The 19,616-nt window shown below is 70.2% G+C and carries 22 protein-coding genes and 1 pseudogene; 4 read left to right on the top strand and 19 right to left on the bottom strand.

From position 1 onward, the window contains the following. Positions 1 to 195: 195 nt before the first annotated feature. From AB0C82_RS12725 to AB0C82_RS12710, 4 genes are all read right to left on the bottom strand, one after another. Entirely contained in the window at positions 196 to 396 is a 201-nt protein-coding gene (locus AB0C82_RS12725) for a hypothetical protein (RefSeq protein WP_362839753.1), read from the bottom strand. 55 nt (positions 397 to 451) lie between these two features. After that, positions 452 to 1,846 (bottom strand): DUF6056 family protein, encoded by a 1,395-nt coding sequence (locus AB0C82_RS12720; RefSeq protein ID WP_362839751.1) that lies wholly within the window; start codon positions 1,844 to 1,846, stop codon positions 452 to 454. Between the two features lie 271 nt (positions 1,847 to 2,117). Next, positions 2,118 to 3,557, bottom strand: a complete 1,440-nt coding sequence (locus AB0C82_RS12715; protein ID WP_362839748.1) for a glycosyltransferase — start codon at positions 3,555 to 3,557, stop codon at positions 2,118 to 2,120. A gap of 391 nt (positions 3,558 to 3,948) precedes the next feature. Then, positions 3,949 to 5,997, bottom strand: a complete 2,049-nt coding sequence (locus AB0C82_RS12710) for a prolyl oligopeptidase family serine peptidase (RefSeq protein WP_362839745.1) — start codon at positions 5,995 to 5,997, stop codon at positions 3,949 to 3,951. A gap of 737 nt (positions 5,998 to 6,734) precedes the next feature. On the opposite strand from AB0C82_RS12710, the gene AB0C82_RS12705 reads away from it, so the two are divergent. Then, positions 6,735 to 7,652 carry a S1 family peptidase gene (locus tag AB0C82_RS12705; protein WP_362839742.1) on the top strand — a complete coding sequence of 306 codons (918 nt, stop codon included), beginning with the start codon at positions 6,735 to 6,737 and terminating at the stop codon, positions 7,650 to 7,652. A 136-nt stretch (positions 7,653 to 7,788) separates the two neighbouring features. Here the strand turns inward: AB0C82_RS12705 and AB0C82_RS12700 are convergent, their stop codons facing one another. The 11 genes from AB0C82_RS12700 to AB0C82_RS12650 all read right to left on the bottom strand — a co-directional run bounded on the left by AB0C82_RS12700 (position 7,789) and on the right by AB0C82_RS12650 (position 14,307). After that, positions 7,789 to 8,088, bottom strand: coding sequence for a gas vesicle protein K (locus AB0C82_RS12700; protein WP_362839739.1), 300 nt, complete (start codon positions 8,086 to 8,088; stop codon positions 7,789 to 7,791). Continuing rightward, complete coding sequence (locus AB0C82_RS12695; protein WP_362839737.1) at positions 8,064 to 8,291, bottom strand: gas vesicle protein; 228 nt, start codon at positions 8,289 to 8,291, stop codon at positions 8,064 to 8,066. The genes AB0C82_RS12700 and AB0C82_RS12695 overlap by 25 nt, the downstream gene beginning before the upstream one ends. Before the next feature lie 2 nt (positions 8,292 to 8,293). After that, positions 8,294 to 9,106, bottom strand: a complete 813-nt coding sequence (locus tag AB0C82_RS12690; RefSeq protein ID WP_362839734.1) for a GvpL/GvpF family gas vesicle protein — start codon at positions 9,104 to 9,106, stop codon at positions 8,294 to 8,296. Continuing rightward, a complete protein-coding gene (locus AB0C82_RS12685; RefSeq protein ID WP_362839731.1) occupies positions 9,103 to 9,462 on the bottom strand; it encodes a gas vesicle protein in 360 nt (119 codons plus the stop codon). Before AB0C82_RS12685 ends, AB0C82_RS12690 begins: the two co-directional genes overlap by 4 nt. After that, entirely contained in the window at positions 9,455 to 10,627 is a 1,173-nt protein-coding gene (locus tag AB0C82_RS12680) for an SRPBCC family protein (protein ID WP_362839729.1), read from the bottom strand. The genes AB0C82_RS12685 and AB0C82_RS12680 overlap by 8 nt, the downstream gene beginning before the upstream one ends. A 6-nt stretch (positions 10,628 to 10,633) precedes the next feature. Then, the gene (locus AB0C82_RS12675; RefSeq protein WP_362839727.1) at positions 10,634 to 11,611 is read right to left on the bottom strand and encodes a histone protein; all 978 of its coding nucleotides are present in this window, start codon (positions 11,609 to 11,611) and stop codon (positions 10,634 to 10,636) included. Then, on the bottom strand, positions 11,604 to 11,873 hold the full coding sequence (locus tag AB0C82_RS12670) for a gas vesicle protein GvpG (protein ID WP_362839725.1): 270 nt from the start codon (positions 11,871 to 11,873) through the stop codon (positions 11,604 to 11,606). The genes AB0C82_RS12675 and AB0C82_RS12670 overlap by 8 nt, the downstream gene beginning before the upstream one ends. A gap of 1 nt (position 11,874) precedes the next feature. After that, positions 11,875 to 12,624 (bottom strand): GvpL/GvpF family gas vesicle protein, encoded by a 750-nt coding sequence (locus tag AB0C82_RS12665; RefSeq protein WP_362839876.1) that lies wholly within the window; start codon positions 12,622 to 12,624, stop codon positions 11,875 to 11,877. Positions 12,625 to 12,626: 2 nt separating this feature from the next. After that, complete coding sequence (gene gvpJ, locus AB0C82_RS12660; RefSeq protein WP_362839722.1) at positions 12,627 to 13,097, bottom strand: gas vesicle protein GvpJ; 471 nt, start codon at positions 13,095 to 13,097, stop codon at positions 12,627 to 12,629. Positions 13,098 to 13,130: 33 nt separating this feature from the next. Further along, the gene (locus AB0C82_RS12655; RefSeq protein ID WP_362839719.1) at positions 13,131 to 13,457 is read right to left on the bottom strand and encodes a gas vesicle protein; all 327 of its coding nucleotides are present in this window, start codon (positions 13,455 to 13,457) and stop codon (positions 13,131 to 13,133) included. A 175-nt stretch (positions 13,458 to 13,632) separates the two neighbouring features. Then, complete coding sequence (locus AB0C82_RS12650; protein WP_362839717.1) at positions 13,633 to 14,307, bottom strand: type III effector protein; 675 nt, start codon at positions 14,305 to 14,307, stop codon at positions 13,633 to 13,635. 125 nt (positions 14,308 to 14,432) lie between these two features. On the opposite strand from AB0C82_RS12650, the gene AB0C82_RS12645 reads away from it, so the two are divergent. From AB0C82_RS12645 to AB0C82_RS12635, 3 genes are all read left to right on the top strand, one after another. Beyond that, positions 14,433 to 14,861 (top strand): Hsp20/alpha crystallin family protein, encoded by a 429-nt coding sequence (locus AB0C82_RS12645; protein ID WP_362839715.1) that lies wholly within the window; start codon positions 14,433 to 14,435, stop codon positions 14,859 to 14,861. A 111-nt stretch (positions 14,862 to 14,972) separates the two neighbouring features. After that, positions 14,973 to 15,380, top strand: a complete 408-nt coding sequence (locus AB0C82_RS12640; protein ID WP_362839712.1) for a DUF2267 domain-containing protein — start codon at positions 14,973 to 14,975, stop codon at positions 15,378 to 15,380. 11 nt (positions 15,381 to 15,391) lie between these two features. Continuing rightward, a complete protein-coding gene (locus AB0C82_RS12635) occupies positions 15,392 to 15,949 on the top strand; it encodes a hemerythrin domain-containing protein (RefSeq protein ID WP_362839709.1) in 558 nt (185 codons plus the stop codon). 131 nt (positions 15,950 to 16,080) lie between these two features. Here AB0C82_RS12635 and AB0C82_RS12630 read toward each other — a convergent pair whose 3' ends face one another. The 4 genes and pseudogenes from AB0C82_RS12630 to AB0C82_RS12615 form a co-directional block, all read right to left on the bottom strand. Beyond that, a complete protein-coding gene (locus AB0C82_RS12630) occupies positions 16,081 to 16,524 on the bottom strand; it encodes a sodium-independent anion transporter (protein ID WP_362839707.1) in 444 nt (147 codons plus the stop codon). Between the two features lie 148 nt (positions 16,525 to 16,672). Continuing rightward, positions 16,673 to 17,083: pseudogene (locus AB0C82_RS12625) on the bottom strand (uracil-DNA glycosylase family protein); the annotation flags it as partial. A 62-nt stretch (positions 17,084 to 17,145) separates the two neighbouring features. Next, positions 17,146 to 19,197 carry a catalase gene (locus tag AB0C82_RS12620; protein ID WP_362839704.1) on the bottom strand — a complete coding sequence of 684 codons (2,052 nt, stop codon included), beginning with the start codon at positions 19,195 to 19,197 and terminating at the stop codon, positions 17,146 to 17,148. A gap of 187 nt (positions 19,198 to 19,384) precedes the next feature. Beyond that, positions 19,385 to 19,558 carry a hypothetical protein gene (locus tag AB0C82_RS12615; protein WP_362839702.1) on the bottom strand — a complete coding sequence of 58 codons (174 nt, stop codon included), beginning with the start codon at positions 19,556 to 19,558 and terminating at the stop codon, positions 19,385 to 19,387. Positions 19,559 to 19,616: the final 58 nt, after the last annotated feature.

Below are 19,616 nucleotides of genomic sequence, written 5' to 3'. Positions count from 1 at the left end.
GTCAAGCCGCTGGAGTGGATGGCTCCGCGTACGCCGTCCGCTCCTGCTCGCCGTCGGAGTTGGAGGGCGCATGTCTCCCGGTCACACCCGGCACCCACCGGGCGGGTAGGCCCCCAGGATTTCGCAGACTGCCCGCGCACGAACAGCTACGCCGCGACGGCCCGGCGCGGCTCCTCCCGGTCACGGCCCGGTGAGTTAACCGGCGCCGTCCGAGGCAGTGACCAGGCGGACGTCGGCCGTGGTCAGGCCGGCCGGGTGCAAGGCGAAGACCTCGCTGTGAGCGGGCAGCGTGATGTGGCCGCGCAGCAGGCAGGCGAGCGAGGCCTGCGTGATGTCGGCGTCCGGCACGTCGGCGGGCGCGGGCGTGCCGAGCCGGGCGGCGAAGGCGCCGTACAAGGTGCGTTTCGCGATCGCACGGCCTTGGGCCGCCCCCTGTGAAGGCAGCGGCCACTCAGGGAAGGCGGGTCGAGTACGTGACGCGTTCGAGGTGGTAGTAGTCGGCTACGCATCCGGCGGGCCAGGGGCTGCGCCCTTGTCGGCTGAACGGCTCCAGCATCCCGCTCACGGTGACCGCCTTGTACGGGAGCACCTCGGAGCCCGCCGCCTCCCGCTCGCGCAGCCAGCGGTCCTGATGGTCCCAACGCTGGGCGCGCGCCTGCATGTTGGTGTCCAGGCGCACGAGCGAGACAGCGGGTCCGAGACACGCCAGGACACACAGCGCGGCGCAGGCGGCCTTGACCGGCGCGGTGTTGCGGGCGAGCAGCCGAACGGCCTGGCCGAGGAGCAGACCCGCGCCGACGAGCAGCACGACGTAGAGCAGCAGATAGTCGTTCCAGAGCCGGTTGGCGAGCGCGACGCGCTCACGGAAGACCGGGTAGGTGATGACCGTACAGAGATACCCGGAGACGAGAAGAGCGAGTGTCCCTGTGACGGCGAGCAGTGGCCAGCGTGTGTGCGGACGCATCGGTTGTCCGTCGGCCCGGTCGGCGACCAGACCCAGCAGGATCCCGACGGCGACCGCTCCGATGTACTGCCACGTCGTGGCGACCGTGACGATGATCTCTCCGAAACCTCGCAGCGATCCGATGAGCGAGTCGGGGGCGAGCAGGGCGGCGTTCTGCGCACCGAACCGCTCGCGGCGGGTCTGCGAGCCTGGCGAGGCCAGCAGTACGAGGCCGCCGATCGCGGTCCCGGCGAGGCCTGCCGCGCACCAGGCCCAGCAGTAGCCCCGGTTGCCGGCCGGGAAGACCCAGCGGCCGATCAGCATCGCCGCGACGAGCACGACCCCGACGACGACGGTGGTCTCCTCCGAGAGCGTGCCGATGAACAGCCCCATGAGGGCGCTCACGGCCAGCGCGAAGGCCTTCCCCCGACGTGAGCGTGCCCGCAGCAGCGGAATCACCGCGGCACAGGCGAGCACGGGAGGCAGGGTGTGCGAGACGGAGGCGGCGGGCCAGTAGAACGTCTTGTACGTGTTCGTGGTCACGAACAGGAAGAGCGCGGTGACCATGGCGGCGATCAGGAGCGCCGTGCCGCGGGGCACCGTGACTCCCGCCCGTCGAAGGGACGACACCGTCACCGCCCACAGGATGCCCAGCATCAGCACGCCGCTGAAGAACGCGAACCACTGGTGGCCCGCGACACCGAACTCGGCGTAGGCGCCGACCAGCAGCCCGTTCGCGATCCGTCCGTTGTCGTCGAGATAGAACTTGCCGACGATACCGGCGAGGCCCTCGTCCCGTACGACCGGGAGGAAGCACCAGTCGTCGGCACTGGGACGGACCCAGCGCCCGGACCAGGACGCCGCGGCCAGCAGGGCCAGGGGCACGAGGGCGAGGGCGCTCACCCAGAGGCCGGTCCACGGTCGCTGCTCCGGCGGGCGGCGCGCCTCGTCCGGCGCCGGACCTCCCCCGGCGGACCGGCCCTCCGTGACCGGCCTACGTTTCTCGTCCGGCGTTGCTCTCTTGTCCGGACTTCCCTTGTGGTCCGGACCTCCCTTCTCGTCCGGCTGTTCCGGAACGGCGGTTCCAGGGGCGCTGCCAACCATGTGCGGAGGTGCCTTTCGACGCCGGAGGGGGTGTGCGCGCGGCGGGGGCCACGGAATCGGGGGCTGCCGCTCAGAGGCTGTCGGACTTGATCATCGGCGGCTCGGGAGTCCTGTCGTCCGGCCGGTCGGGCGGCGCGCCGGCACGGCGGCCGGAGGTGATCGCCCAACGGGCCAGCAGGAAGGAGATCGGTGTGACGAGCACTCCCGCGACCAGGGCCGCGAGGTTCTTGTCCATGTCCAGGCGGGTGACCGCGAAGTGGAGCAGAGCACCGGATGCCACCAGGTTGATGACACTGGACAGCGGGTAGCGCACGAACCCGCGCCAGGTAGGTCTGGTGCCCACGGTGATGTAGGAGTTCAGCAGGAACGAGCCGATGACGCTGACGGTGAAGCCCACGGCATGGGCGGCCAGGTACGGGATCACCTGGTTCAGCACGTAGTAGACGCCCAGATACACCGCCGTGTTGGCGAAGCCGATCAGGACGAACGAGGCGAACTGACGCATGGTGCGCGACCGGCCCGCGGCGATCTCACTCAGCTCACCCGGGACGATCGGCTCCGGGGTGCCGGGCAGCACGGGACACGATTCGCTCGTCTCCCGTACGACATACGGTGGCCGGTGTTTCGCCTCGTGGTAGATGCGGCCCACGTACTCCCCGATGACGCCGAGTGTGACCAGCTGGATTCCGCTGAGCGCGACGACGGCGGTGAGAAGGGTGGCGTAGCCGGGGGTCTCCGCGCCGTTCAGCGCGACGTTCACGACCGTCCACAGCGCGTAGACGAGCGCCGAGACGAAGACCCAGAATCCGGTGTAGATGGCGAGGCGCAGGGGTCGGTTGTTGAAGGACAGCAGTCCGTCGATGCCGTAGTTCAGCAGCCTTCTGCTGCCCCATTTAGACTGCCCGGCCGCACGCTCCCTGTTGCGGTAGCGGAAGCTGACCGTGTCGAAGCCGATCCAGGAGAAGATCCCCTTCGAGAACCGGTTGCTCTCCGGAAGCGAGAGCACGCTGTCCACCGCTCGTCGTGACAGCAGCCGGAAGTCTCCGGAACCGTCCACGACTTCCACGTCCATGCAGCGGCGGACCAGTGCGTAGTAGGTGTGGCTCAGCGCGTTGCGCAGCACACCGTCGCCCGTACGGTCACGGCGTGGGATGACCTGGTCGTAGCCGTGCCGGTGCAGTTCCATCATGCGGGGAATGAGTTCCGGCGGGTGCTGCAGGTCTGCGTCCATCAGCACGACCGCAGCACCCCGGGACATCCGGAGACCGGCGAGCATGGCCGCCTCCTTGCCGAAGTTGCGGCTGAAGGCGGTGTAGCGGACGCGCTGGTCGAGTGCCGCGAGGCCGCCCAGCAGCAGGCGCGTTCCGTCGGTGCTTCCGTCGTCCACGTAACAGATCTCCAGCTCGTCCCCCAAAGACTCGAGGGCGGCGAGCAGCGCGGCGTGGAAGGTCTCGATCGCTTCCGCCTCGTTGAAACAAGGCACCACGACGGATAGCTGAAGGGCAGTCATGTCACGCTCCCCGGAATCGGCTGACCGCCTGTCTCTGGGTAACCGGTAACGACCCGGACCTGCGCATCGGACTGGGCGTCACTTTCCGACGCCGTCCACTGTGCGGTCTTCCGCCCTTCCCCACGGTTATCCGGGCTCCGCACGCGCGGACGGCGCCTCCTTTTCATACGAACAGCGCACGCGTCGCCCTGATGACGGGCGGCACGGCGGGAGCTTCCACCGGGCCCGGCGGCACTTTCCGGGAGGTGGCCAGTAGGGCGTCCGGACACTCCCGTCGTTGCGGGCGCGGGTGGATCCGGCGAGGCCGACGAGCAGCCGCGCGAGCCCTCCGACACGGCCGGCTTCCGGAGTGATGCCGGTGACGGAATGCCGGAGGGCGGTCATGCGGTGCTCACCGAGGGGGGCGGGCGGTGCTCGCAGGGGTGAGCCGCTGCCACAGGAACGTGTGCACCAGCGCGTTGTTGTGGGCGGACTGCTCGTTGTCGGTGGCGCCCGCGTGCCCTCCCCCCGTGTTCTCGTACAACAGCACGTCGTGGCCCAGTTCTCGCAGTCGGGCGGCCGTCTTGCGGGCGTGGCCGGGGTGCACACGGTCGTCCCGGGTGGACGTCATCAGGAGGACCGGCGGGTAGTCCCCGTCCGCGTCGAGCCGGTGGTACGGGGAGATCGCGCGGAGGTGGGGACGGTCCGCCTCGTCGTCCGGGTCCCCGTACTCGGCGATCCAGGAGGCGCCGGCCAGGAGCCGGTGGAAGCGGAGCATGTCCAGCAGCGGCACCTGGGTGACGATCGCGCCGAAGAGGTGCGGGTAGCGGGTGAGCATCGCGCCCATGAGGAGGCCGCCGTTGCTTCCGCCCTCGGCGCCCAGCATCGCCGGCGTCGTGATGCCGCGTGCGACGAGGTCCTCCGCGACAGCCGCGAAGTCCTCGAAGGCGCGCGGCCGTTCGGCGCCGAGGGCGGCCTGGTGCCAGTCCGGCCCGTACTCGCCGCCGCCCCGGCTGTTGGCGATCACGTAGGTGCCGCCCCCCTCCAGCCACGCCCGTCCCGTCACGGCACCGTAGTGCGGGGTGAGGGAGACCTCGAAGCCTCCGTATCCGTAGAGCAGGGTGGGGCCCGGTCCGGTGGTGGTGCGGTCGGGACCGATCACGAAGTACGGGACCCGGGTGCCGTCCCGCGAGGTCGCGAAGGCCTGTTCCACCGTCAGGCCCGTCGTGTCGAAACGCGCCGGGACCTGCTTGACGATCTCCGTGTCCGCGCCGATCTCGCCCCGGTAGAGGGTCGAGGGCTGCAGGAAGCCGGAGACGTCGAGGTAGAACTCGTCGGAGACGTCCGGGTCCGTGTCCACCACCGTGACGGCCGACAGGGCCGGCACGTCCGCGAGCGGCTTCCGTGCCCAGCCACGACCGCCGGCGGAGGCGTCGGAGCCCGGGGTGAGGACCTCGATGCGGGCGCTGACGTCCCGCATCGTCTCCAGGATCAGATGGTGACGGGTCCATGAGTGCCCGGCGAGAGCCGTCCGCTCGTCCGGGGTGAAGAGCACCTCGGCGGTGCGGTCACCCGCGAGGAAGGCGTCGAAGCCGAACGCCAGCAGGGATCCCGCACGGTGTCCGAGCCAGTCGGACTTCAGGGTGACGATCAGGTACTGGCGGTGGGCGTACGCACGGGCGTCGTCGGGAACGTCGATCTTCACGAGCGTGTCGTCGGGCGCCAGGAGGTAGGTCTCGCTCCGGAAGAAGTCCATCGAGCGCCCGACGAAGTCCCGCTCGAAGCCGGGGGTGCTGTCGTGCCAGGCCGCGGCGGACACGTCTCCCGCCCCGGCCTCGAAGACGAGGGCGGCGTCCTCCAGCGGCGTGCCGCGCCGCCATCTGCGGACCGTGCGCGGATAGCCGGAGTCCGTCAGGGAGCCCGGGCCGAAGTCCGTACCGACGAAGACGGTGTCCGCGTCGATCCAGCCGATCCGCGTCTTCGCCTCCCCCACCTGGAACCCGTCGTCGACGAAGGTCCGGGTGGCCATGTCGAACTCGCGGACCACGAATGCGTCGCCGCCGTCGCGCGACAGGCACACCAGCGCCCGGTCGTAGGCGGGGTGGCGCACCCGCGCACCGGCCCACACCCACTTCTCACCCTCGGCGGCACGCAGGGCGTCGACGTCGAGGAGGATCTCCCACTCCGGGAGGTCCTTGCGGTACTGCTCCGGTGTCGTACGCCGCCACACCCCGCGTACGTGCTCGGCGTCCCGCCAGAAGTTGTAGAGGAACGCTCCCCGGCGGACGGGGTACGGAATGCGGTCCGAGGCGTCCAGCACCTCCCGCAGGCGGCCCTTCAGGGAGGCGAAGCCCGCGTCGGCGGTCAGCGCGGCCTCCGTCTCGGCATTGCGCTCGGCCACCCAGTCGAGAGCGGCCTCACCCTCGACATCTTCGAGCCACAGGTACGGGTCGTCATCCATCACAAGCGAATTGTGCAGGCACGTGAAGCACCGCGCGACCACCTTTCCCGTGTCCCCGGCCGCGCGGGCACGACGTATGCCGGACGTCGGTCCCCGCCGCTGACCGTGCGGGAACGCGATCAGGACAGCCGGACTACCCGGGCGAAGGGGAATGATTGAGGCATTAACCAGATGCCGAACAGATGCCACCGTCACACTCACGGCCCTCGGGCGACGGCGCCGCGACGACAGACCTCACCAACACCAACCCGGGGGCGACGACCGTTTCCGTGCGAATCTGTGCGCCAGCGACGCCCCAGGAACGGGGACGGAATCCGCCGGGCCGGGCGGGGACCGCGCCCGTCGCGCCGGACGGGCGGGCCGTGCGGCGCGACGACTGAACTGGAGAAACGGTACGAGAGGTTCCGCTCCGGCCCCGCACCTCCGTCACGTCACCGGCACGCTCTCCGCGTCCACTGAAAGACCATCAGCAAACGTCCGCAAGCATTTGCGATGCACCTCCCCTCCGCCCGCCGGGCGGATGCCGGGCCGGCCGCCAGGCCGTGCCTCGGCACGCCACGCCACATGAACGCGCGTAGACGGCCGAAAGGCGTCCTTGCAACGGAACGCCGCCTGCACCCAGGATTCGTCTCGGCGAGATTGGCAGGTCCATGGCGGACTATCCCCACCTGGACGTGCCCGTCCCGCAACGACGGCCCGCCCACCCAGCGAGCCCCCCACTCCCACCGGAGGATGCAGTGAATCTCAAGCGTCTGTCCCCCCTCGGCAGCGTCGCGAACGGCGCACGGCTGATCGCCGTGGCCACCGCGCTCGTGGCTGCCGCAGCGCTTGCCGCACCCACCTCGTCCGCGGCCACCACGGCCGACAGCCGGGCCACCACCGCCCAGCTCGCCGTCGCCAGCGACGCCGTGCGCGGAGCCGACGTCGCCGGAACCGCCTGGTACACCGACGGGACGACCGGAAGAATCGTCCTCACCGCCGACTCCACCGTCTCCGCCGCCGAGATCGCGAAGATCAAGAAGGCGGCCGGCGACCGGGCCACCTCGCTGGAGATCAAGCGCACCCCCGGCACGTTCAGCAAGCTCATCGCGGGTGGCCAGGCCATCTACGCGGGCGGCGGGCGCTGCTCGCTCGGCTTCAACGTCCGCAGCGGCAGCACCTACTACGCCCTGACCGCGGGCCACTGCACCAACATCGGCAGCACCTGGTACACCAACTCGTCCAGCACCACGCTGCTCGGCACCCGCACGGGCTCCAGCTTCCCGACCAACGACTACGGCATCATCCGCCACTCCAACGCCTCGGCGGCGGACGGCCGTGTCTACCTCTACAACGGCAGCTACCGCGACATCACCGGCGCGGGCAACGCGTCCGTGGGCCAGTCGGTCCAGCGCAGCGGCAGCACCACCGGCCTGCGGAGCGGAACGGTCACGGGTCTCAACGCGACCGTCAACTACGGCAACGGTGACGTCGTGTACGGCATGATCCAGACCAACGTCTGCGCCGAGCCCGGCGACAGCGGCGGCTCGCTGTTCTCCGGCACCACCGCCCTCGGCCTCACCTCGGGCGGCAGCGGCAACTGCTCCAGCGGTGGCACGACGTTCTTCCAGCCGGTGACCGAGGCGCTCAGCGCGTACGGCGTCAGCGTCTTCTAGGACCGGCGGAGCGCTGCACCCCGGGACTCCCGGGCGGGCAGTTGGCAGTGACGTTCACGGACACCTTGGGCCGGCGATCCTTTCCCGATCGCCGGCCCTCGGTCGTGCTCCGCGGGCTCCGGCCGCTGCCGGGCGGTCAGTCGCGCGGCAGGAGGGAGCCGAGCGGCCCGAGGTCGAGATTGAGGTCCTCCGGGCGCACGCCGTGCTGCTCGCACAGCTCCTTCATGCGGTCGTCGAGGAGCATGAGCGTCGTCCCGATCTCGTCGGCCTGCTCGTCGCTGAGGTCGCCCTGTTCGACGCGGCGGATCGCCTGGCGCTCCATCAGCTGCCGCAGGAGCTCGACGACGGTCAGCACGAGAGTGACGAGGTCCTGCCCCATCCGCTCCCGGTCCAGGTCGACACGCGCGCTCGTCACAGCGGGCCGCTGTCCGCCCATGGTGCGGGCACGCGTTCGTTGACGGATGACAGCAGGGCGTGCAGCGACAACCGGACGAGAGGTACGTCCGCGATCGCGATGACCAGGTCGCCACTGATCACCACACCCGTGGCGAGGAGGCGGTCCAGGAGGTCGACGAGCGGCACACCGATCGGGCCGCTCAGGGGTTCGGGCGTGTCCCAGGGCACCACCTGCGAGGGCACGGTCACACCTCCCCGACGAAGGAGTACGGGACCCAGGGGCCGGACAGCTCGATCGCGGCGCCGGTCCGGTCCCGCAACACCTCCGCGAGCCGGGCCAGTTCCCCGGCCCGCTCCTCCGCCACCAGGTAGGTGGCGTTGAGCACCTGCACCCGGTGTTCCCCGGGCTGCTGCGGTCCGTGGGGCCGCAGGCGACGGAACGCCGTGGCGAGAAGCCGCAGCTCGGCGTCGACCTCGTCGGCGGCGCGCGCCGCCTCCTCCTGCCGCCGCTCGCGCGCCTCCTGAAGCCCGCGCTTGCGGTTCAGATAGGCCAGGCCCGCCCCGGGCGCCGGGCGGGCTCGCTCGGCGGGGGCGGGCGTGTCGGGGACGACCGGGGTCCGGGCAGCCGGGGCGAACACCTTCACCCCCCACTCGGCATGGTGGGCGATGCGCCGCAAGGCGGTCTCGAAGCGATCCGACTCCCGGGCCAGCGCCTCGCGCGCCCGGTCCTCACCGTGGTACAGCGTGGCGAGCGGCAGCGGGACCGTGGGGCACCGCGCGGCCACCGCGCTCACCACCGCATGGTGGGCGCGCGCGTAACGTTCCAGCTCGCGCTCGTCGGCCAGGCGCGCCTGCCAGGCCTCGTCGGTGAAGTCGGCGGCGCGCACGGACTGCACTACCGCGGTGAGCGGGCCGAACGGCAGAGTCCGTACGGGTCGGTCATCCGGGACACCGGGCAGACCGGGCAGACCGGCCACCAGCGCCGCACCGGGAGCGCGGCAGGCGGCGAACACGTAGAGAGCGGTGGCTTCCGGGACTTCGGGGCCGCGCTGGGTCATGTGCCTTGCTTCTCCTTGATCGCTGCGGGCGTCCCGGTGTCGTCGTCCTCGGACTCCAGCTCGTCCAGCCGTCGGCGCAGTTCGCGGTTCTCCTCCCTGAGTTCGTCACGCGCCGCGCGCGAACTCAGGGCCGGGTCCGTCTCCCACCAGTCGATGCCGGCCTTCTTCGCCGTGTCCACGGAGGCCACGAAGAGGCGGAGACGGATGGTGAGCAGCTCGATGTCGAGCAGGTCGATCTTGATGTCGCCGGCGATGACGATGCCCTTGTCCAGGACGCGTTCCAGGATGTCTGCGAGATTGGTCGTCTGGGGGCCGGGCACCGGGGAGACTTCCTGACGGAAGTCGATGTCAGTCACGCCGACGGCCCCTCTTCTTCTGCTTCTGCCTGGGCTGGGGCTCCTCGTCCGGCTCCGCCTCGTACTCCTCCTCTTCCCCGGGTTCCTCCTCCTCTTCGTCCTCGGGCTCCTCCTCTTCCTCGGGCTCCTCCTCCTCTTCCTCGGGCTCCTCCTCCTCTTCCTCGGGCTCCTCCTCCTCTTCCTCCTCGGGTTCCTCCTCGCCTTCCTCTTCCTCTTCGCCTTCCTCTTCCTCTTCGCCCTCGTCCTCGTCCGCGTACTCGTCCTCGGGCTCCTCCTCGTCCCGGTCCTCCTCAGCCTCCTCCTCGTCGCCCTGCGACTCCTCGGACTCGGCCTCTTCCTCCTCGATCGCCTCGTCGTGGGACTTGACGACCTCGCCGTCGCGGATCTCGCCCCGCCAGCCGTCGGCTTCTTCCTGGGCGAGCGTGACGTGCCGCTGGAAGTTCTTGAAGTCCAGACGCATACGGCGCCCCTGGGCGCGCCACAGGTTGCCCGTCTTCTCGAAGAACCCGGAGGGGTAGTACTCGACGACGAGGACGATCCGCGTCAGGTTCGGCGCCAGTTCGTGGAAGCTCACAGCGCCGCGCGTCGTCCCCTTGGCCCCTTCCGAGGTCCAAACGATGCGGTCGTCGGGCACCTGCTCCTGGACCGTCGCCTTGAAACCACGGGTGGAGGGGCCGATCTTGACCTTCCAGTCGCTCACCATCTCGTCGTTCTTCGAGACGTCCTGGACGCCCTTGGCGAAGCTGCTGAACTCCTCGTACTGCGTCCAGTGGTCGTAGGCGAACCGCAGCGACACTCCCACATCGAGGACCTCGATGATGTTCATGAGCTTGCCGCCGCTCGACTTGCGCTTCCCCTTCCCGCCACCACCGCCGAAGGCCTCCTTGGCCTTGCCCACGACCTTGTCCTTCATATCCTTGGTCTTCTGCCCGAGGAATGCCTTCATCGGCGACTCGCCCTGCAGCACGCGCGCGCCGATGGCGGGGAGCGACCCACCGCTCTGAGCGACATCGCTGAGCTGACCGGTCATGTCCGTCAGCTTGTCGCCCGCCTTGGCCGCCAACCGCTCCACCTGCGCACTGAGAAACCCCGACACCTCTTCGCGGAGACGGTCGACGCCCGACTCCCCTTGCTCCTCGCGCTCGTCCGATTCAGTCCTGGCCATGGCCGCCTACCTCCTACGGTCCGCGCGCTTGGACGCTGCTCGCTTCGATGACGTCGTCTTCTTCGCTGCCGACTTCTTGGCAGGCGCCGACTTCTTTGCAGCGGACTTCTTCGCCGGAGCCGACTTCTTGGCCTGGCCGGTCTTCTTGGCCGGAGCCGTCTTCTTCGCTGCCGTCTTCTTCGCTGCCGTCTTCTTCGCTGCCGTCTTCTTAGCCGGAGCCGTCTTCTTGGCCGCCGTCTTCTTCGCGGGGGCCGACTTCTTCGCGGGCGCCTGCTTCTTGGCCGGAGGGGCCTTCTTGGCGGCCGTCTTCTTCGCGGGGCCCGTCTTCTTGGCCGCGGCCTTCTTCGTCCGGGCGCCGGACGGTTCACGGGACGAGGGCTCGCTCTTGCCCCTTCGCGCCGGCCGCCGCTGAGGCTCTTCCGGCTCCTCTTCTTCTTCCTCCTCCTCCTCTTCTTCCGGCTCCTCCTCTTCGGCCTCCTCCTCTTCCTCTTCTTCTTCCTCCTCCTCTTCCGGCTCCTCCTCTTCCGGCTCCTCCTCTTCCGGCTCCTCCTCTTCCGGCTCCTCCTCTTCCTCCTCCTCGCCTTCCGCCCCTTCGTCCTCGGGCGCGTTCTCGTCCTCGTATTCCTGGTCCTCGTCCTCGTCGCCCTCGTCCTCGCCGGCGACCTGGGGTACCTCGCCGAGCCTGGCCGTGCGCTCGCTGATGACATCGGCGAGCGAGTTCATGCTGCGGTTGGCGGCAGCCGTCACCGCCTCTCGGCCCGCATTGAGCACTTCGCCCTTCAACTGTTCCTGCAGCGCCGCGAACTGGGGCATCTCCCCGAGCCGACGCATCCCCTCAGCTGCGAGCTGGCGTGGTTCGAGTCCGAACCGCCGGCCGGCGAGGTAGGTGGCGACGGTGATCGCCATACGCCCCTTCTTCGTGCGGCCGAGTACGTAACCGCCCACCACTGCGGCCGCAAGCGTCACTTTGGTCGTGTCATCCATCGCTAGTCACCTTCGCTCGTGCGGTGCCGGGCCGACTTCCTGCAGCGTGCAGCCGGTCGAGCAGCCGTTCCTCTTCCCGCTCGAATTCCTCCAGTTCGATGTGTCCGTCTTCGAGTTCCCGGTTCAGTGCGGCGAGCTGGGCGCGGATCACACCGGGATCGTGCAACTCGCGCTCGGCCGCCTCGTGGACCTTCTCCGCCACCCAGACCACACCGCGGACGGGGGCCAGGGGGAGCGTCAGAAGCCCGGTGATCAGTCCCACGTCAGACACCCGCCGCGGTGACGGGACCGGTCTCGGCGCCGACGAAGCTGTAGCAGGGCAGGGGCCCCGCGAGACGCAGTTCGGCGTGGTCGCGGTACTCGTCGGCGAGCCCGAGCGCCGTGGCCCGGAAGGAGTCGCTGTCGCTCCGGTCCACGAGGAAGGACACGTTGACCGCGCAGCCCTGGACCTCTGGTCCCGGGCGAACCGACCGCGCGAGGGGTGTGAGCGTGCGAAGCGCCTTCCTGCCGGCTTCCGCGGCCCGGCGCGACAGGGCCGCCGCGACGGCTTCGCCCAGGCGCACGCTGGCGTCGTAGTCGGGGCGGCGGCGCACCTCCTCGCGCAGGCGCCGGACGTTCCTGTCCTCGGCCACGAGCGCCGCGAGCGCGTCCTGCGCGGGAAACGCCTTGAGATTCACCTCGACCCGGCCGGCCAGTTGTTCAAGGGTGGCGAGGTGCGCGGATTCGGCCCGTCCCAGTTGCGCGGTGACGGTCTCCTCGTCCGGCGCGACCATGCCGAAGCGCATCGGCAGGACCGGCCCCCCGTCGGTGAGACGAAGGAGCAGGTCCTGGTGTGCCAGGAGGTCACGCCGTCGTGCGCGCAACTGGGCGGGGGCCTCGCTGACCACTGCGGCGATCTCTCCCTGCCGGACCGTTCGCACGGTGACGGCCGGGCCGCCCACTCCGCCGACGCCGTCCGGCAGAGCCCGGTCGGCATGGATGATCGCGTAGACGTATACGCCGTTGGCTGTCACCGTCACGCCTCCACACGTCGACGGCGGGCCGCCGTGCCGCTGCCGCCCGCGGGGGCACGCCGCTTCCGGGGCTTTTCCTCGCGCTCTTCGTCGTCCTCGTCGACCTCGTCGCCGTCGTCACGCCCGCCGACCGCCTTGCGCACGGTGTCGCCGACCGACTCGGCGGCCTTGCGGACCTTGCGCTTCCCGATGGATTTGGCCGCTCCGCCGCCCAGGAGCTCGGGGATGGTGGTGCTGCCCGAATCCCGCTCCAGGTCGAGCCGGTTGCACGCCTCGGCGAAGCGGAGATAGGTGTCCACACTCGCGATGACGATGCGGGCGTCGATCTTGAGGATCTCGATGCCCACCAGGGACACCCGGACGAAGACGTCGATCACCATTCCCCGGTCGAGAATGAGCTCGAGTACGTCGTACAGCGTGCCCGCACGCGGCGGGCATGGTGCCACTTCGTCCGAATAAGTCGTCGTGGGCATGGGTGTCCTTCCAGCTGTTCGGGCACGCACGGATCACTCGTCGGCGGCGCCCCGCCGATATCTGCGGACCCTGCGGTACTCCAGGAGGTCGCCGTCCTCGTCGAGTTGCACCTCGTAGGCGGCGAGAAGGCTTGTCGTATCGGGGATGCGCGGCACTTCCAGCACATCGACGACGACACACCAGCCGTCATCGCTGCGCCGCACGGCGGAGACCCCCTCCGTGGGATGGCCGAGCAGGCTGTCGAGGCTCTGACAAGCGGCCTGAGCGGCCTGAGCGGGCCCTCGCACGGACGTCGAAATGCTGCGGGAGTGGGGCGCTGTCGAAGTCTGCGCACTGCGCTTGCGACGTTGCTCTGCCATGAATCCCAGTCTGATGACCCTGGCCCAGCTCGCATCTCGGGCGGGTCCATCGGCAGGGATCGGCAGGTGCGACCCGGGCTTCAGCCGTGGACGGACGGCCCGTCCGGACCGGGGTGTACGCGTGCGGGACACGGCCCGAACGGCACCGTCGGACCAACGGGCCGTACGGGTGGCATCAGGCGCCGTTGCGGCGCCGGTTGTCGCTGTGCCGGCGCAGGGACTCGGCCCGGCTCGTGATGTCGGCGACCTGGGCCGCGAGGTCGGGGTGGGCGGGGCGCAGGTGGCGCTGTGTGTCGCTCAGCGGGGCGACCAGCAGCGCGGCGTCGTTCTGGGCGAGTGCGTGGGTCAGTTGCGTCACGGAGCCCCGCGCCGGGGCCGGCAGGTCGAGTGCGGTGATCTGCCCCGCGAGCCGCCGCAGGACCGCGGCGTTCTCGCGGGCCCAGGCGACGACGCTACGGTGCGCGGCGCGGTGGTCCCGCGTCGCCTGCACGCGCTGCTCGCCCGTACTGCCCGAAGGGCCGGGGCGCAGGCGCAGATACCGGCGCTCAGCCGCCTGACGGCTCGTGACGCCCAGCGGTCCCGCCAGGTCGGCCCAGCTGATCCCGTCCGCGCGGGCCTCCTCGATGAGGCCGGGCTCCCAGGCGGCCAGCCGCTGCCTGATCTCGCGGAGGAGGAGAAGCGCCGCCAGCGCCTCCTCGCCGTTGGGGGCCGGCGGGGCGCCGACGGGCCGGGGACGTGCGTCCGGCGACTGGGCACCCGCCACCGCGGCCTCGATGACGCTCAGGGCATCCATCGCCGCGAGGGCCGTGGAAGCCCCGGCCGCCGGCTCCGTCCGCACTTGCTCCCGCATACGCCGGACCGCCTTCCGGAGTGTCGCCTTTCAGGCGACATTTCGTTTGTCATCACTTCGATGACATGTTACAACGGAGTGGAGGCGAAGCGCATGGCGCACTGACTCACAGGAGGTGTTCACCGATGCTGATGCGCACCGATCCCTTCCGCGAACTCGACCGGCTCGCCGAGCAGATCACCGGCACGTGGTCCAAGCCGTCGGCCATGCCGATGGACGCCTATCGCGACCAGGACTCCTACGTGGTGGCGTTCGACGTCCCGGGTGTCTCCAAGGACGCGATCGACATCGACGTCGAACGGAACATGCTGACGGTCCGGGCGGAGCGCCGCCCGCTCCAGAGGCCCGAGGACGTGCAGTTCGAGCTCTCGGAGCGCCCTCTTGGTGTCTTCTCCCGGCAGATCGTCCTGGCCGACACCCTGGACACGGAGAACATCCGCGCCGACTACGAGGCGGGCGTGCTGACTCTGCGCATCCCGATCGCGCAGCGCGCGAAGCCGCGCAGGATCAGCATCGGCAGCCCGGAGACCGCCCGCACGGAGATCGACAGCTAGCCGGGCCTGATCCGGCCCGAGAGCGGCGGGGGACGGGACACGTTCTCCCCCTCCCATGACCCGCCCCCCGCTTCCTCCCCGGACCACGACGGGAGGTACGAGGTGACTCATATGAACTGGTCGGCGTTTCTGGACGCCGTCCGGGATCGCGGCAGCTACCGCTCGCCGCACGAAGCGGAACGGGCAGCACGCACCGTTCTCGCCCTGCTCGGCGCCCATGTGGTGGGCAAGGAGCGTTCCGAACTGGCGGCGAAACTGCCGGACACGTTCGCCCTCATCCTGATGAACCCTCTGCAGGCGGCCGAGCCCCTCTCCCCCGAACGATTCGTCCGGGCCACGGCTGCGTGGATCGACGGAGCGACCGAGCGGACCGCCGTCTGGGATGTCGGCGCGGTCCTGAGCGTGACCGCCGATGCCGCAGGTGAAGACCTCACCCGGAGGCTGCTGCTCCAGCTGCCCCCGGGCTACGACCTGCTCTTCGGGCACCCTGCCCCGCCCGTGTCCGCCGCCGAGGACTGAAGGAGAGTGCCATGATCCACGGCAGCAGCGTGATCGCGGAGATGCGGGCCGATCACCGTGAGACCGAGCAACTCCTCGCACGTCTCGAAGCTCTGCCCTGCCAGGAGCTGCAGTGCCGTGCCCTGGCCGACGAGCTGACGGCTCACCTGGTGCGGGCCGCGGTCGCCGAGGAGACGCATCTCTATCCGGTGGTGCGCGAGCGCCTCGCGAACGGCCGGGAACTCGCCGACGAGGAGGTGTCGGCCCAAACCCGTATCGAGAAGATCCTCAAGGAGATGGACGACCTGGAGGCCGACGACCCCCGCTTCGCCGAGGAGCTGGGCAGGCTGAAGACGGTCGTCTCGGCCCATATCCGTGACGAGGAGGTACGCCTGTTCCCCGAGCTCGCCCGCGTCTGCTCGGAGGAGGAGCTGAACACCCTGGGGCGGTTCGTTCGGCGTACGAAGGAGACGGCACCCACCCGGCCGCATCCCTCGCTGCCCACCTCGCCGCCCGCCATCAAGGTCGTGGCGCCAGGCGTCGGATTCGTCGACCGGCTCCGCGACACCCTGAGCGGGCGCCCGCACTGAGCACGGACGTCCGTCCGTGACTCACTGTCCCGCCCGGCCGCCCCCACCGGAATCGCGGCGGCGGCCGGGCGACATCTCCCGCACCCCGGCCTTGATGCCCTGATGTCCTGGCGCAGGGCGCGTACGCCGGGCTACCGGCCGCCGTACGGAAGGGGCTGTACGTGGGGGCCGGTTGCCACCGCCGCCTTCGACGCGAGCTGTCTCTGCCGCTCGGCGCGCTCCTGGACCAGGCGGCGGAAGCCGATGAGCGCGGCGCGTTCCCGGGGGTACCCGCTGCCGCCGGGCAGCTCGGCCAGGGCCTCCATGACCTGCTGGGGCTGGGCCTGCCATCCGACGACGAGCACGCGCAGGCCGCGGGACTCCGCCCGCCGGTGCAGGTCGAGGAAGAGAAGCAGGCCGGCCGAGTCCATGAACGGCACTCCGTGCATGTCGAAGATCACGACGGCGGTGCAGAGCGGCAGGCTGTCGAGGGCGCGGGCGAGAGGAGGCCGGGCGGCGGCATCCAGATCGCCGGTGGCGCTGACCAGAACGGAACTGCCGGTGTTCTGAAACGCTGTTCCGAAAGTGACTGTCACACCCATGTCCTCCATCCGCCGAGGTGTTCCATTCGCCATCGGCCCAGATCAGCCACACAGAATGCCGCACCCACGGGGAGGCGGCGGCGAGGCGCGCCGACCGCCGGCCGACCGCGGGTCCAGGACCGCTCGGTCAGCCGAGAAGGCGGCACGCCGTCATTTCCCGGAGGTTCGGCGCCTTGCGGATCCGTCGCTTCCTGCCCTCGCCCGCCGGCGCGAACTTGAAGTGCTTCACCGCGTTGGTGAAGTAGACCTGCTCCTCATCCATGTCCGCGTCCGCGAGTGCCCTGCGCAGGAGCCTTCCGGCCGGTCCGACGAAGGGCTCACCCTCCCGGTCCTCCCGGTCGCCCGGCTGTTCGCCGACGACGACCGTGCGCGCGTGGACGGGCCCGGCCCCGAACACGGTCTGTGTGGCGTGGAGCGGACAGCCGCGGCAGCCGGCTGCGGCGCGGCGGAGCGCGGCGACGCCGCCCCGGGCGGGGACGTACGCAAGCGCTCCGTCCGACGACTTCGGCGGCGCCGTATCCGACGCCTCGCGCCGCTTGTGCGAAGTGGACACGACAGACACCTCCCGCGTCGCCACACGCTCGCCGGCGCCTCCGTACGCGTGTTCACGCGGCGTCAGGCCAGAGCGGGCCGGTCCCAGAACCTGTGCCTGCCGATCGCCGCCGCGAACGCCGTACGGAAGCCGTCGTCACCGGCCGCGGCGGTGATCACGCCGTGCGCGTCCCCTTGCGTGCCGGTCACGGCCGCCGGCAGCAGCTCCGCCAGGGCGGATACGGCTTCCCCGTATCCGCCGATGGGCTTGCCGTGGCGGTAGGAGTTGCGGACGAACCTGCGGACCGGGTCGTCGGAGAACTGGGCGCCGTCCGGCAGCAGGACCGCGTCGTACAGCACGGCGGCCACCGTGGGCAGTGCCCGGTCCACGGGGAGCGTCCCGCCCCCTGCCGTGCGGACCGTGCCGTCCTGCGGCGCCAGCAGGTCGACGATCGCGCCGTCCGCGGTGAGTGCCTCCTTGACCGCCGTGACCTGGCTGTCGTCGATGCCGTCGGTGACCAGTACGGCGATCTGCCGGGTGGCGATCGACCCGTCACCCCTGTTGTTCTCCAGGCTCAGGGCCGGTGAGGGCTCGGGGGTCGGGGTCTGCGAGCCCTCGGGCGCGTGCACGCCGACGCCTTCGGCGACGGCCTTGGCGAGGGCCGCCGACACGAGGGCCAGTTGCTCGACGGTCCGGGCGCGCACGTCCTTCGCCGAGACCTTGCCGAGCTCGAAGCGGAACGCGTCGATGATGTGCTGCTGCTCCCAGGCGCTCATGCTGCGCCAGAACAGGGCGGCCTGGAGGTAGTGGTTGTCGAAGCTCGGGCTCCGGCGCCGGATCTTCTGTCCGTCGACCTGCTCGGTGAGGTGGCGGTACGCGCCCGCTTCGGTCGAGGCGAGGACCGGGCAGCCCGCGCCCAGGGAGTTCGGTGTGTAGTTGGTCCCGGTGTGGATCTGCTCCTGGTGGAAACCGTCGCGCTGGTTGTTGCGCACACCGGCGACGGGCCGGTTGACCGGGATGTGCGCGAAGTTGGGGCCGCCCAGCCTCAGCAGCTGGGTGTCCAGGTAGGAGAAGTTCCGTGCCTGGAGCAGCGGGTCGTTGGTGAAGTCGATGCCGGGCACCACGTTGGCGGTGTGGAACGCCACCTGTTCCGTTTCCGCGAAGAAGTTGTCCGGGTTGCGGTTGAGGACCATGCGACCGATGGGACGGAGGGGGACCTGTTCCTCGGGCACGATCTTCGTGGCGTCGAGCAGATCGAAGTCGAACGAGTGCTCGTCCTCCTCCGGGATGAGCTGCACACCGAGTTCCCATTCCGGGTACTGGCCCGCCTCGATGGTGCCCCACAGGTCGCGCCGGTTGAAGTCCGGGTCCCGGCCCTGGATCTCCTGCGCCTCGTCCCAGACGAGGGAGTGGACGCCGAGCTTGGGCTTCCAGTGGAACTTGACGAATGTGCCACGTCCGGCCGCGTTCACGAAGCGGAAGGTGTGGACACCGAAGCCCTGCATCATGCGGTAACTGCGCGGGATCGCACGGTCGGACATCAGCCACATGATCGTGTGCAGGGTCTCGGGCTGGAGGGAGACGAAGTCCCAGAGTGTGTCGTGCGCGGACGCGCCGGTGGGGATCTCGTTGTGGGGTTCGGGCTTCACCGCGTGTACGAAGTCCGGGAACTTGATGCCGTCCTGGATGAAGAAGACGGGGAAGTTGTTCCCCACCAGGTCGTAGTTGCCCTCGGGCGTGTAGAACTTCGTGGCGAACCCTCGTACGTCCCGGACCGTGTCGGCCGAGCCGCGCGGGCCCTGCACGGTGGAGAACCGTACGAACACCGGTGTCCGCAGGGAGGGGTCCTGAAGGAAGGCGGCACGGGTGAATTCGGCGCACGACTCGTAGGGCTGGAAGAAGCCGTAGGCGCCCGCACCTCGGGCGTGAACCACCCGCTCGGGAATCCGTTCATGGTCGAACCGGGTGATCTTCTCCCGGAAGTGGAAGTCCTCGAGCAACGTGGGACCACGGTCCCCGACCGTGAGCGAGTCGTCCGTGTGCTCGACGGCCACGCCCTGATCCGTCGTGAGCGGACCGTCCGACGGGTCGGGCGCACGCACGCTGTCGCGCTGCTTCTGCTTCTCGTCAGTCATATGACTCTCCTGGTGGCGGTTCGATGCCTCACATGCCTCGGCGCGGGCCCGCCCCCGGTGCGCCGGGCTGCTGTGTATCCGCCCCGCGGCGCGCCAAACACCAGGTCATCCGGATGGGTGCGGATCAACGGCCCAAGGTGCTCCGGGGAGGGTGCGAGTCGGCGGCCCGACGTGTCCCGGGGGCAGGTCAACGGCCCGACCTGTCCCGGGGGGCCTTCGCCCGGTCTTCCGCCTGCCGGGCCGCGGCTTCCAGATTCCGTCCCTCTTCCCGGCGGCGTGCGTCGTCCAGCGCGGCACCGTCTTCCCGGCGGCGTGCGTCGTCCAGCGCGGCACCGTCCGCCTTGAGCTTGGCGGCTTTCACTCTTCGGGCCGTGGCCCGGACAAGGTCCGCGTGCCTTCCCATATCTCTCCCTCGGCCT

Source organism: Streptomyces sp. NPDC048560 (assembly GCF_040650955.1).
Lineage (GTDB): Bacteria > Actinomycetota > Actinomycetes > Streptomycetales > Streptomycetaceae > Streptomyces.
This window is presented reverse-complemented; position numbering and strand designations above follow the sequence as displayed.